This is a genomic window from Olivibacter sp. CPCC 100613 (assembly GCF_036959255.1).
Classification (GTDB): domain Bacteria; phylum Bacteroidota; class Bacteroidia; order Sphingobacteriales; family Sphingobacteriaceae; genus Olivibacter.
In genome coordinates, this window is sequence record NZ_JAWMTI010000004.1 from 14248 (window position 1) to 28794 (window position 14547).

Annotated in this window: 10 protein-coding genes; 3 read left to right on the plus strand and 7 right to left on the minus strand. The window is 42.7% G+C overall.

Annotated elements, in window-relative coordinates:
- Positions 1-608 precede the first annotated feature (608 nt).
- Both RYH73_RS14350 and RYH73_RS26695 read left to right on the plus strand, forming a co-directional pair.
- Entirely contained in the window at positions 609-1214 is a 606-nt protein-coding gene (locus tag RYH73_RS14350) for an HD domain-containing protein (RefSeq protein ID WP_335314134.1), read from the plus strand.
- 65 nt (positions 1215-1279) lie between these two features.
- Positions 1280-1594: a DUF6660 family protein gene (locus tag RYH73_RS26695; protein ID WP_442946089.1), complete on the plus strand. Its 315-nt coding sequence runs from the start codon at positions 1280-1282 to the stop codon at positions 1592-1594.
- 767 nt (positions 1595-2361) lie between these two features.
- Here RYH73_RS26695 and RYH73_RS14355 read toward each other — a convergent pair.
- The 7 genes from RYH73_RS14355 to RYH73_RS14385 form a co-directional block, all read right to left on the minus strand.
- Positions 2362-4398, minus strand: a complete 2037-nt coding sequence (locus RYH73_RS14355; protein WP_335314135.1) for a heavy metal translocating P-type ATPase — start codon at positions 4396-4398, stop codon at positions 2362-2364.
- Between the two features lie 38 nt (positions 4399-4436).
- Positions 4437-5318 carry a bestrophin family protein gene (locus tag RYH73_RS14360; protein ID WP_335314136.1) on the minus strand — a complete coding sequence of 294 codons (882 nt, stop codon included), beginning with the start codon at positions 5316-5318 and terminating at the stop codon, positions 4437-4439.
- A 121-nt stretch (positions 5319-5439) separates the two neighbouring features.
- Positions 5440-6156 (minus strand): methyltransferase family protein, encoded by a 717-nt coding sequence (locus RYH73_RS14365; RefSeq protein WP_335314137.1) that lies wholly within the window; start codon positions 6154-6156, stop codon positions 5440-5442.
- Positions 6156-6902, minus strand: a complete 747-nt coding sequence (cmoA, locus tag RYH73_RS14370) for a carboxy-S-adenosyl-L-methionine synthase CmoA (RefSeq protein WP_335314138.1) — start codon at positions 6900-6902, stop codon at positions 6156-6158. Before cmoA ends, RYH73_RS14365 begins: the two co-directional genes overlap by 1 nt.
- 123 nt (positions 6903-7025) lie before the next feature.
- Positions 7026-8240, minus strand: a complete 1215-nt coding sequence (locus RYH73_RS14375) for an efflux RND transporter periplasmic adaptor subunit (RefSeq protein ID WP_335314139.1) — start codon at positions 8238-8240, stop codon at positions 7026-7028.
- Positions 8241-8254: 14 nt separating this feature from the next.
- Positions 8255-12634, minus strand: a complete 4380-nt coding sequence (locus RYH73_RS14380) for a CusA/CzcA family heavy metal efflux RND transporter (RefSeq protein WP_335314140.1) — start codon at positions 12632-12634, stop codon at positions 8255-8257.
- Between the two features lie 65 nt (positions 12635-12699).
- Positions 12700-13107 carry a hypothetical protein gene (locus RYH73_RS14385; protein WP_335314141.1) on the minus strand — a complete coding sequence of 136 codons (408 nt, stop codon included), beginning with the start codon at positions 13105-13107 and terminating at the stop codon, positions 12700-12702.
- Positions 13108-13435: 328 nt separating this feature from the next.
- On the opposite strand from RYH73_RS14385, the gene RYH73_RS14390 reads away from it, so the two are divergent.
- Positions 13436-13864 (plus strand): hypothetical protein, encoded by a 429-nt coding sequence (locus tag RYH73_RS14390; protein WP_335314142.1) that lies wholly within the window; start codon positions 13436-13438, stop codon positions 13862-13864.
- Positions 13865-14547 lie beyond the last annotated feature (683 nt).

Consider the following 14547-nt stretch of genomic DNA (forward strand, 5'->3'; position numbering starts at 1 on the left):
AAACACGAACATTCAGAAAATAGCCCGAGACATAACAAATGTGCTTCACATTGCAACATATCCAATTGTTTTCATTTTTTGAAGTTTGAAATAGAACTGTCTATTTTTACCCTTTTCGAAGTAATTAACAGTTACCCCATTTTTAATGTACGCTTCGTACCGACCCTGTCGCTACTAAAAATTTGGCAACCTCCCAAATCTAACATTTAAACTTTATGGACTTTAGTCCAATTTTTTAATAATTGATCCATAGAGTGTGATTTGCCTTTCATACTGCGATACTATTCCGATATCGAACGATTGTTTAGCTTTCGAAACTTTCTATTAAAGCAGGTAAGACGTTATATGTTTAATAATCGCCCAAACAACAATCTTCTAAATAGGAAAGATATTGTCGGTGTGTCGTTATTCTGATCCATTAAGTATAATTGAATTGTCATACACTTGCGAACAGAATTTTAAAGAAACACCCGAGAGATATCATGGCTGGTGGAAATCGACTTTGTGGCCGAATTCCATGACATTTGGTTTTGTCAACTTCCGAATCGGATCTTTCAACTTTTTATAAAAAAGGACGTTGGGAGATAAATAAATTAAAAGTTTAAAAAATGAAAAAAAATATTTTAAATAAAGCTTCTGAATATGCGTTAGGGCTGCTACAGTCAGGCCTTCCCTCATATTTACACTATCATAATTTAGAGCACACAATGAATGTAGTCGACGCCTGTTCGCAGCTTGGATACCTAGAAAACCTTAGCGAGGAAGAACAAAATATCTTGCTGGCAGCTGCATGGTTTCATGATGTCGGTTATGTATATGATTATCGGGATCACGAAGGATATAGCATCCGAACGGCCCGCGATTTCTTAAAAGGAATGGGGCTATCTCCATTGGAAATTAAAAGTGTATGTTTATGTATAGAGGCAACCCGTATGCCGCAATCACCTTCGAATAGAATTGCCATGATTTTGTGTGATGCCGACATGTGGCATTTATCAAGTATTAACTTTTTTTGCGGCTTAAAGCAATTAAGATCAGAGTGGGAGGTTGCACTTGGGATAGTTTTTACTGATCGCGAATGGTACGGCGTCAATCGAGATTTTCTTCATGAACATACCTACTTTACTGCTCATGCGAAAGATGTCTGGCAACAGGAGAAAAAAAAGAACATCGAAGAACTTGATCGTTTGGTTTCATACTGTTGCAAAAAGTAAGTATAATCAAATATTTTTTATGGACGTTATAAATAATTTGGATGGTTTTCGTATCTTCAAATAAGATGAGACTTCTTTCACTGATCTGTATATTGATTATCGTTATTCAAAATGCTTTTCCTTGCAGAGATAATAACGCTGGCATTTCTGCCATCCAGAAGGTGACGGCCAGCTTCTATAGTACTTTAAACCATAAGAGTACTTATGATGAAAGCTGTAGCCCTTTTTGTCAGTGTGGCTGCTGCGGTACATCTACTCTTCAAAATCAGCTGATAAGGTATGAGGTTTTTATACCCGAAACGATGAAAGATTATATCGATTACATTCATATTAATCTGCCACTATTTCCTCACGATATTTGGCAACCACCTCGAGCATAGAACCTAAGATTAGTTTTTTTTTGATATCTACTTAACAGATGTCAGAATTAGTCATATTGATTTAGTATTTCAATTAAAAGGTAATGCCACGCAAAAAAACTTACCGTCAAAATGGAAAGAGAAGTACCCACACATCTAGATATAAAAAACCTAAGTGGATGAGATTTCTCAGACTAATCAGTCTTATTGTGATTTCAATCTTGCTCATTCTTTCTATATTGGCGCTTATTTTACATTATTTTTCACATTTAGAATGACAGTATGTACACATGGAATTTCCGATCAAGAATGCCAGATACTTACGATATTGACACGGTAGTTATAGCCTAGCACATATCCTTAGAGAAGCATTATTATATAACTTATTGACACAAACTCATCTGAACGTATTAAATTTTAGAGAATATTGTGCTATAGGAGGGGTAAGATAATTTTCTCTTTGGATCGTACAAGCTAATATTATACAATTTCAAGAGTAATCGTCCACTGTGTATTTAGATTGTGCATTTTAGCTCGATACTACCTTACTGGAATAATTTTAGTAGTCCTGTAAGAAGTCTCTGAATTTAACGACTTCAAGGAATTCTGCATTTCGGCTTAATGCAAGGGTGTTACTCTAAGATATCAACTTAATCATAGAGGTGTTAAGTTGGGTAGAAAGATAAACAGCGCAAAGCAAATCACCAACTAACCCAACTTAATTTATTAGCAGCAGACCTGCTTTACATTTGTAAATATTCCGCGGACAATAAGAACGGAAATCTTTGTTAAAATTTCATGCGCTGTATTCTCACAGCATTCAATATAGCGATCAAGGATACGCCAACATCTGCAAAAACAGCCTCCCACATCGTTGCCAGACCCCCAGCGCCCAGAATAAGTACAATACCTTTTACCACAAAAGCGAGGGTTATATTCTGCCAAACAATCTTTTTTGTTTTCTTGCCAATGTTGATCGCAACGGGAATCTTTGATGGCTTGTCGTCTTGGATTACTACATCCGCTGTTTCTATCGTTGCATCACTGCCTAAGCCACCCATGGCAATACCTACGTCGCTTATCGCAACAACGGGAGCATCGTTTACGCCATCGCCCACAAAGGCCACTGTTTCATTTTTAGCCTTGATTTCCTTTACTTTATTAACTTTATCTTCTGGTAGTAAATCGCCAAATGCATTGTCGATACCCAATTTTTCTGCAACATATTTTACCACTGTAGTTTTGTCGCCACTTAACATCGTTGCTTTGACGTCGAGTTTGTGCAGCAGATTGATGGTTTGCTGGGAGTCTTCTTTAATGCTATCGGCAATTGTAATATAACCTACAAACTTGCCATCATTGGCAATGGCGATAGTAGTGTATACGATTGAAGCGGGGTCAACATCATAGCTGATACCAAACTTGTCCATCAGTTTAAAATTTCCTACTAACAGCTCCTTCCCGTCTATGGTAGCTTTTAAACCGTGCCCTGGTATCTCTTCTGTATTTTCCAGTTTTATCGAGTTGTCGATATCGCCAACATACTCGTGTATAGCTGTTGCTACCGGGTGCGTGCTGAGACTTTCAATGGCGTTTACGCGTTTTAGTATTTCATCCTTATCGAAGTCGGACTTAAACAGTACTTCCTGGACTTTAAAAACACCCTCGGTCATGGTTCCGGTTTTGTCCATCACAACATTTTTAATTGCGGCTAGCGAATCCAGGAAATTGCTTCCTTTGAAGAGGATACCGTTGCGGCTCGCTGCGCCGATGCCACCAAAATATCCCAAAGGAATAGAGATAACAAGCGCACAGGGACAGGAAATCACTAAAAATACTAACGCTCTGTATAACCAGTCGTTAAAAACGTAATTAGCTACAAAGAAATAGGGGAGAAGCGTGATACCAATGGCCAGAAAGACCACAATGGGCGTGTATATTTTTGCAAATTTTCGGATAAAAAGTTCTGTCGGAGCTTTTTGGGAAGTAGCATTTTGAACCAACTCTAATATTTTGCTCAGTTTGCTATCGGTATACGCCGTGGTAACTTTAACCTGCGCGACTGTATTTAGATTAATCATACCTGCCAGTACGGCCTCGCCCTTATTTTTCGTATCTGGCTTACTCTCGCCGGTTAACGCCGCCGTGTTAAACGATGCATTATCTGTTAACAGCTCGCCATCGAGTCCGAGTTTTTCGCCGGGTTTCAATTGGATTATTGCTCCAATCTGCGCTTCTTCTGCTTTAATTACTTTTGTTTCGTTGTTTTCGATGATCGTGACTTCGTCGGGGCGCTGATCGAGCAACGTCTTTATATTGCGCTGTGCTCTGGAAACAGCTAGCGTCTGGAAGACCTCTCCAACGGCGTAAAATAGCATAACGGCTACACCCTCGGGATATTCTCCAATGAAAAATGCCCCAATTGTTGCTATCGACATTAGTAAGAACTCCGAGAAGACCTCCCCTTTGGCAATGCTTTTAATAGCATCCTTGATTACCGGGAAACCCACAATTGCATAGGTTACCAGATACCATACAAATCTCACCGTCTTCGTAAACCATTCTTGTGGGATCCAATTGTCGAACGCTATAGCGGTTAACAAAAGTATCAAGGAAAGGATGGGGGGGAGGAACATTTTAAATATACTGCCTTCGGCGTTTCCATGATCATGCCCATCGTCATCGCTATGCGTATGGTTATGCCCGTCGTCTTTTTGATGTTTCTCTTGCAAAAGTTTTTTTGCACCAGCTTCGGTATATACCTTTTCCGTTTGCGTACAGCAGATTTGCCTGCCTTGCGCATCGTATTTATGTTTGTGTTCCATTTGTCTTTTGCTTTATAATTTTTTTGAAATTTTATGATTTACATTTCATAATACAATTCAGTTGTTTCTTTTTTAGGCACTTCCATTTCCCCGATCATTTGTAATATGCTTATTTCTATGGTTTGTGCAAGTGATGTCATCGGGGTGTCGACCGGCGTGTTTTCAAAGGGATCCTGCATTAAAATCGCAGTTTTTTCAATGGCAATGAACAATATCGGAATCAGAATAGTCATTGTAATTTCTACAACAAGCTGGGAATCTTCCAGCCCAAATGGAAGGATGGCAGCGAATACATAGATCAATGTATGAACCAATAAACTGTAGGATCTGGGAAATACCGTATTCTTAATACGCTCGCATTTGCCCATGCTATCACATAACCTGGCCAATGTTTCATTGAGCTGTACCTGCTTGAATTCCGAAATCAGACCTTCCGATGTCAGGTGTTTAATGGCTTTCGAGTGTTCATCCAATAATGCATTAGGAGTATTCATTGCGTTGATATCGTGCAAGTTGAGATATGCCTGAACTCTGGGAGAGAACCTTTGTTTGCGCAGCGCTTCGCCCAGGGCATAGACCCATACAATCTGTCGATCGCAGAATTCACTAATTACATTCTTATTTGACTCTGGCACAAACTGGATAAGCTGTCGTAAAAAATTCCGGGAGTCATTTACGATAGCTCCCCAAACTGTTCTGGCCTCCCACCAACGTTCGTATGACTGCGCGGTCCTGAATGCCAGGAGCAAGGAGACTGCCGTTCCAACCAAGGCGGGAATGCTCAAAGGGAGGCTTATTTTTTGAAATGTCGGGTGCATATCCACAAGCCCTATGGATATGGCAAATATGGAGATCAGGATAATCTGTGATTTAATTCCCCTGACAAAGTACCAAACGGATATTCTTCGGTTTAACAACATAATCAATTCCTTTAGTTGTGGTGTTTATAATATAGGTCAATGCTTAACTAACCGGTATTCTTATATTAACTTTCTTAAGTTAATTGCCGATAAATTGCAACTTTGACCTCGGGTTAACTTATTATTTCCAATGCCCTGACTTTTTCATATAGCGTACAAAAAGATAATAGCTTCCAATAACCAAGGCGCATAGTGTTGTATATAATACCCTATCGGAATCTTTCTCTACCAGAAAGGGATATTTATACAGCAAGATAAGCGTTATTCCCGAAAGCCAGACGAGGTGTGTTCCATATTCCTTGATCAGCCATCTTCTCCAATTGAACTCCATGGCAGAAAAAGTATTTACAAGCCCTTTTATGTTGGGAATCCAGCGATGTATCCTACTAGTATATGCTACAAAATCCTGGCCGAACTTCTTCCGCAGAAAGTCTTCTTCCGCAAGCACAATACTTTGATATATCAACAGGAAAATGGGCATTACGATAAGTATAAATAGGAGCGAATTTGCTAATATACCGGCTCCCATCAGCATAAGTATGTTCCCGATGTAAAGTGGGTTTCTTACATGCTTGAATATACCAGTGGTTACCAACCCATCAGCGTAAACCTTTCTATGCTGTCCACCCCGAACAATATATGCCAGTCCGATTGTTGCTCCTCTGATGATTTGCCCTGAAATGGAGGTCAATAGGCCGAGTGCAATGGGGTAAAGGAAATAATGGCCGCCTAATCTCTTTTCAGTAAACAATTCTGGTGATGGAATAAATAGCAAGAAGTACAGAAATATGAAAAGAACATTTCTGTATCTGAAAAAAAAAATTCCTAATCGTATCATTATTTTTTTGCTATTATTCCTGAAAAATTATACCAACGGAAAAACACCTCCACTTCTGCAAAGCCTGCCTCCTTAAGCATATTTATGTTTTCACTGGTCTTATAAGGTATTAGCACGTTTTCCAACGCTTCACGCTTCCGGGAAATCTCCAATTCACTGTAATCGTTCCGGCGTTTAAAATCGTAATAGTAGTCAATATACTCCCGGTTAAAAGAAATCTCTTCGGTCAGTATCTTCTCAACAATGATAAGCACACCGTTTTCTGTTAATCCTTCGCAAATTTTTCGGACAATATCCAATCTTTTGATCGGGCGTATAAATTGTAGAACCAATACCATCGTAACAACGGAGGCATCCCTCACCGGTACGTCTTGTGTAAGATCGACCCTAATAAGGTCTATAGGCCTGCGTAAGGAGAAACTCTTCAATTTCTCCCGGCATCGGACAATCATTTTTTCGGAATCATCGAGTCCTATCAAGTTTATATCTTCTGGAATCAGTCTGTCCATAAGCAAAAGGGTTGTTCCAGTGGAACAACCCAAATCATATACGTTCGTTTGTGGCTCTGCATGAGATTTGGCGAGTTCACTTACCATACGTTGCATCTCATTATAGAAAGGTACCGATCTGCTAACCATATCGTCAAAAACCAAAGCGACTTTCTCGTTAAATGAAAAATCGGAAGCATTCATGGACTTATCCTCAAAGACCTTGTCTTTTAATTTATTTATTTTACCACCTTTCATTTCACTAGTTGTTTATGAGGGTAAGTGCGTACCATGTACATTTTGCACTTACCTACTCTTTTCTCACAACACCCCTCTGATCGGTGTTGTGAGATATGTTATATTAAAATTATCCATTAGTCATTAATGACTATGCGCATTGCCACCGTCAAGTTTTCCCTGCAGAAATACCGCACCGCTTGTTGCAAGCTGCTCATTCCCGCTTAAGGGATCTATGGGGATTATTTCCGTGAAGCCTATGGAGCTGATACCTTTTTTGATCTTTTTCCGCTCAAAACGGTAGCGCATTTCAGGAGTACCTTCATGATCCACTTTAGCGGTATCGGCCAGTGTAAAAATATAACTGCTGCCATCTTTATCTACAATGGATGCATTAGGTATGGCCTTTACCAAATTGGCACCTGTTCCCAATAGACCGGTAACACCCATTCCATCGAAGAAACCTTCTCGCTTTCCAATGATGCGCGCATGCACGGCGATAGCCTTGTTTTCCCCCTCAAAAGAACTTCCAACCCGGTCCACAATCGCTTTTCCTTTCTTTGCCGCATCATTGGACAATGAAAACTCAATTTCCTGGCCGATCTTTACGCGATTAAGATCCTTCTCGTAAATGTATAAATCCAGGTCTACTTGCTCATTGTTGACAATATTAGCTAAGGTAGCGCCGGCGTCGGCATTAGCGCCAAGTTCCGTCTGAATATGGGATATTGTACCGGACACAGGGGCGGTAACAGATGTACCTTCTTTTATACTTTGCGGAGTTAGCCGCTCGGCATTAATGCCTGCCAAGTTGAGTTGCCGCTTCAGGGAAGAGATCTTTACCTGTTGTTGTTTGAACTGGGTTTGGACTGTCTGAAAGTTTTTTAAAGCTCCCGCGTTTCCTTCTACCAGCTCCTGCTGCCGATCGAGATCGAGCTGCGTCAATGCCAAGGCATTGATAAGTGTTAGATACTCTTCCTGCATGGCGATAATCTGTGGGTTGACCAGGTTTATCAATACCTGGCCCTTCTTTACGATATCTCCGGGTGCAACAAGAATATTTTGTACCCGGCCACCAAATAGAGAAGTCACGGCAGCTTTATGCTGGTTATGTACCCGGATAAATCCAACAGCCTGTATGCCACCGGACAGGTTTTTTTGTTCGATCTTACCGAGTTCTGCGCCTAAGGCCTTAAATTGGCTCTGGAATATTTCCAGTGCACCCTCTTCTTTTTCTTCATCCGCATGTCCTTCTTCTCCCTTTGCTTCAGTCTGCTTCGTAGAGCTGGATGGATTCGATTGACAGGCTACGGCTAGCAAAAAGAATAAACAGTAGCCGAAAATTCTAACGATTTTCATATTTTCTTTTTTATTTAATTTCCTATATAGTAGTTGATTTCTGAAATTGCCTGATTGAGGCGCCTAAGGGTCTCCAGATATTGTAGCCGTGTATTAAAACCCTGCTCCACATTTTGAGTGTACGCTACATAATCAAGCTCGCCCTTACGATAACCCAGCTGTGCAGAAGCGATCAGCTCATCCGCTTCCCGAATACCTTCTGATTCGTAAAAAGATATCGCATTAGAAAGTTGCTGATAGTAACTGAACTGCTGGCTAAAGACGGTCCGGATATCATTGAAAATTTTCTCATAAGCATAATCGGCGGCCGTACGGTTTAAGACGGCGGCCTTCACCCGGGCTTTCTGGGCCGATAAATTAAAAACGGGGAAGGCAAGCCCTAAGGAAACACCTGCTATCCGCGTGTTTTGCCCATACCCTTTGTTAATAGCTTCCGGGTTCCAGTTCTGTAAGATCATCTGTTGCTGATAACCCAAGGTTACCTCCGGCAAGAAGCCCGTCCGTTCTTTTTTTATCGAAGCCTCGGCCACTTCCCGCTGCTGTTGAGCCAGGGCGAGGAGTGGGTTGTCCTGCAGGTAAGAGGAGTCGGGTACTTTTATGAATGGCAGCCTGAAACGGGGCTGTGAGGTTATTCTAGAAGCACCCTTTGTATTCAGCAGGCGTCGGAGCTCCTGTTCGGCCGCTGTTTCGGTAGCTTTCGCCTGCTGCCTCATTAATTGCAACTGCCGGTAACGGTTGGAAGCTGCCAGCAGCTCGGTTTTTGCCGTCTCACCGGTTTTATACCTTAACTCCGCAATCTTTAAAAACTCATTCAGCAGACTGTCCTGCCGTTCCCAGTGTCCTACCAAAGCCATGGCATATTGTAAATTGGCGTAGGCTGTCCGAACGTTCCTTACCAGATCATTTCTGGTGAGATCAAGTTGCCTGCTGGCCACTCCGGTCTGTGATTTTAACAGCCGTTTATTGGCACTGTAAACTCCAGGTAAACTGAAGCTTTGCGAGATGCCTAGATTATTATCGGGGCTTGCTCCCTCGAGTGGTGACTGATCCGCTGTGATATTGATGTTGGCCGGATTAAAGGCAGTGCGCTCGAGTGCCCGCTGGCTGAGGACATTGATATCTGCCTCTTTTAGACCGGGATTGTTTTCCAATGCAATGGCAATGGCTTCATCCACAGTAGAGAGCGGCTTATCCGTTGTCTGACCATAGGTTTTCGAGGAGTACGCCATTCCCAATACAATGATAGCAAGTATTGTCGTCAGTCGTTTCATAGAGGGCGAAGGGCCCGATCGCTTGAAACGATTGAATAAGAGATAAAGTATAGGAAGAACAAACAGCGTCAGAAAGGTAGCGGATACCAATCCTCCGATTACGACTGTAGCTAAAGGTTTCTGTACCTCTGCCCCCGAGCCGGTCGAAATAGCCATAGGAAGAAACCCGAGCGAGGCCACCGTTGCGGTCATCAGTACGGGACGTAAACGTGTCTCCGCTCCTTCCAAAATGCGTCGGAGTATATTTTTATGCCCAGATTTCTTGAGCTGGTTAAAGGTACTGATCAGTACAATCCCGTTCAGCACGGCTACCCCGAAGAGAGCGATGAAACCTACGCCTGCTGAAATACTGAAAGGCATACCGCGTAATTCCAGTGCGAGCATTCCTCCGATGGCAGACATAGGAATTGCAGTAAAAATCAGCAAGGCGTCCTTCGCGGAACCAAAGGTAAAGAAGAGCAGCGCAAAAATGGATGCAAGGGCAACCGGCACTGCTATCAATAATCTGGAGCGCGCCTCCTGAAGGTTCTCGAACTGGCCACCGAAAGTATAAAAATACCCATCAGGCAATTTAAGCTCACTATCCAAACGGTTTTTGATATCATCTACCACACTCTGTACATCCCTTCCCGAAACGTTAAATCCAACCACTATACGCCTTTTGGCATCATCGCGACTGATTTGTGCCGGGCCTTCCTTGAACTCGATGGCGGCTACTTGGGAAAGGGCGACCTGACCTCCTCCGGAGATAGGCACGTAAAGGTTCCGGACATCGTTTATGTTCTGTTTGGCCGCACTATCCAAACGTACCACCAGATCAAATCTTCGTTCATTTTCATAGATCAATCCGGCAGATGTGCCTGCAAAGGCCGTACTCAGTGCTGCGTTCAGGTCCTTGATCGTAACACCATACTGCGCAATCCGGGCATAGTCATAGGCGACAGTAATCTGCGGCAAGCCAGCCGTCGGTTCCGGAAGGACACCGGACGCCCCGTTCACGCCGCTTACGATTTGAGCAACCCGCTTTGAATAGGCTTCCAGCGAATCCAGGTCTTCCCCGAATATTTTTACGGCCACATCCTGACGAATGCCTGTCATAAGTTCATTAAAGCGCATCTGTATGGGTTGGTTCACCTCAATATACACCCCTGGAAGTGCTTCAAGAGCTTCCTCCATCGCTGCCGCCAGCTCTTCATAGCTGCGACCACTCGTCCATTCGTCCGGATCTTTCAGGATAACCATCATATCAGAGGCTTCGGGTGGCATAGGATCGGTAGGTACCTCTGCTGAACCCGTTTTTCCCACGACCATTTTAACCTCATCAAATTTCCGGATAATCTTGGCGGCTCTCATCGATGTTTCAATACTCTGCGAAAGGGATGCCCCTTGCGGCAGTACACACTGAAACGCAAAATCACCTTCTTTCAACTGTGGAATAAATTCAGCACCCATTTTTGAAAATACATAAGCACTGGAAGCAAAAATGAATAGGGTAGCCCCAAGAACCCAATAACGTGCGCGTAAGGCCTTTTTCAGCAGAGGCATATAAAAACGTTGTATCTTTTCCATCATGCGGTCTGAAAAGGTCTTTTTCAAACTCGGCTTCTTTGAGAGAAAGAGCGCACACATCATGGGTATATAGGTCATGGAAAGGATCAGTGCCCCGAGAATAGCAAAGCTCACCGTTTGTGCCATCGGGCGAAACATTTTGCCTTCAATGCCGCTAAGTGTGAGAATCGGAATATAGACCATCATAATGATAATTTCCCCGAAGGCTGCACTGTTCCGGATTTTGGCGGCAGATTCGTAAACTTCCAGATCCATTTCATCCTGAGACAGGCGAAGTACCGACCGTCTGAGACCCAAATGATGCATTGTCGCTTCAACGACAATAACTGCCCCGTCGACAATCAGGCCAAAGTCAATCGCGCCAAGGCTCATCAGGTTCGCGCTTACACCGAAAACGCGCATTAAAGACAGTGCGAAGAGCATGGAGAGTGGAATGGCCGAGGCCACGATCAGTCCGGCTCTTAAATTTCCCAGGAATAGCACCAGTACAAAAATAACAATCAGTGCCCCTTCGATCAGATTGGTCTTAACGGTGTTGATTGCACGTCCAATAAGGTCTGTACGGTCTAGGTACGCTTCGATGATAACATCTTCTGGCAGCGCTTTTTGGATCGTGGCCATCTTTTCTTTCACAGACTTGACAACTTCCGCACTATTGGACCCCTTGAGCATCATCACGACACCACCCACTGCTTCCCGTTCTCCGTTATAGGTTAGCGCTCCATAACGGACAGCACCTCCAAATTGTGGGGTTGCTACGTCTTTAATAAGAATAGGCACTCCTTGAGCATCTTTGCGAACAACAATATTGCCCACATCTTCCAAGCTCGTAGCCAGTCCCAGCGAACGAATATAATAGGCATTCGGCTTCTTATCAATATAGGCTCCGCCTGTATTTTCGTTGTTCTGCTCAAGCGCTTTCATAATATCACTGATCGTGATATTGTATGACTGCAAGCGATCGGGCCGAACGGCAACTTCATATTGCTTCAGTATACCACCAAAGCCATTTACCTCGGCCACACCCGGTGTGCCATAGAGCTGCCGCGCCACGATCCAATCCTGCATGGTACGCAGATCGGCGGGTGTATAATTGTTTTCAGCCCCTGGTTTGGGGTGAATGATATACTGATAGATCTCACCCAGACCGGTACTGATCGGTCCCATGGTTGGTTCACCCACACCAGGAGGGATCTGACGTACAGCTTCCTGTAAACGTTCAGAAACCTGTTGCCTGGCCCAGTAAATATCGGTATTCTCTTCAAAAACCACTGTGATGACCGAAAGGCCGAACCTACTGATACTCCGGATTTCGACAAGCTCAGGAACGGTAGCTACCGCAAGTTCAATGGGAAAAGTAACGAGCCGTTCGACTTCTGGCGCCGCCAGACTTGGCGAGGCCGTAATAATCTGCACCTGATTATTGGTAATATCAGGCAGGGCATCTATAGGCAGCTTACTAGCTGACCAGATACCCCATACAACGATGGCAATGGTGAACACACCAATTACCAGTTTATTCTTTATACTAAAAAATATAATACGATTTAACATAATGCTACACTTGAATCCAAGAAAAAAACATGGATAGTGCAGTTATGTATAGACAAGCATCTACACTATCCTCTCAATGATGATCGTGTAGCAAGTTGTGGGGGTTGCCATATGCCGGATGCGGCAGAACGAGGTTGACCTACCTGAAAAGGAATGGCCTGCAATTCGATATCAGCAGCATATATTACCAAGCGCAAATGGTTGGTAAGTATCTTAATGTGTGTATTTGCAGCACATTGTGACGAATGAGAATGATCACATGGGAAGCTATGGTGCTCCTCCCCATGGGCTGCGCCGTGGCTTTCTTCACCATTCAAATGTTCGATGAAAAAATTTAAGGCAGAGATGTCGCCATGACGCTCCAAATGATGTTGATAATGAAGGCTAAAAGACGCGGCAAAAAGTATTGTGTCCTTGGGGACCAATATCCAAATGAGCATGTAAACAAGACAAATCCGCGTTAGAATCTTCATTTTATTTAGTAAAATGCCCTGCAAAGATAAAGTAATATAATAAGAAAACAAATATTGTTCTTCAGATAATAATCCCATCTCCAAGTGTAAGTTTGGTTCTTCCTCACTTTTGGTGGTAAAGCTATGAGATCAAGTGTTTGGATTCGTCATAATACTAATGAATGCCGCCAAAATAATCTTCAATTCCGGTGACAGGTTCCGGGTCATTTCTGTAGATAATCAGATCGATAGGCTTAATATTTACATGCAGAGTACATAAAAAGGAAGTGCCTGTCCAAATTGTTTTCTGATATCTTCCAGAATAGATAGTAATTACACCAGAAAGTTTATGATCTACCCTCGTTCGGGAGATCCTCGAGAATATTTCTCTGGGCCCGTAAGTTTTAATTGCCTCACCAACGAATGTACATTAAAGGTATTTACTAGAAGGTTCAACAACCATTTCCGGTCATATCAGAGAAAAACGGAGAGATTACAGAACAGACTACTGAACATAGCGATCGAAGCCGGTGGAAAATCTACCGAAAGGATATGTGGTGAATTTCCTTCACCAGTAAGTGATACAACCTTATTACGTATGATAGAACAGGCAGAACTTTCCAAAAGCGATGAAGTGGCAGCTTTGGGCATAGATGACTGGGTCATCAGGAAACGGGAGCATTACGGCAGTATGCTCGTAGACTTAGCAACAAACCGACCAATTGCCCTACTTCGCGACGGGGAAGAAAAGGCTCTTTCCTGCAACAATTCTCCGTAAAAGGGTGACGATATATTTTTTGTTCATGGCCCAGTTAGTTCTACTGGGACACGGAATGGCGTCACATCACCATTCAGATGTGTTCAATTCTGAACAGAAACATAGCCATGGAGATGATGATCAGCTAAGTCATTCTGAGAGTTCCTAGGACATCTCTTTTCATGCAGGGATGCAGATAACTTTCACAAATAGTGATGCTACAAAGGTTTTGGCGCAATAACAGTTTGTGCAATCTTCTTATATGCTACATCGTGATTATACTATCGCACGTAAAGATCATTTTAGTAGGCAATTCGGCTCAAATATTCTAAAAAGCGATTCGATATCTTTCCCCTACGGACTAGGGGAAATAGATACATTTAACATAAAAAATCTCATGGATAGACAAAATTTAGTATATTAGTGTACCATTAAAGTACGAAGAAAAAAATCGAGCTTTAGGATAGGTTGTTTTATTTTGATGTAATTTGAAACGTTCCCTATTTCGTGCTCCCTTAAAAAGAATAGATATTAAGGGGTTTAAATACAGGTGTTTATAGTGTAAGGTGGTCGTTCTGCCACCCCGACCAGCAAAAATGAAGCTCTTGCGAAAGCGGGGGCTTTTCTTGTTTTTGGCTGAGAAAACATCTTCAATAAACTTAAAGACTTTTTTGGGTACTACCTTTTCAGTTGTCAAACGGAGT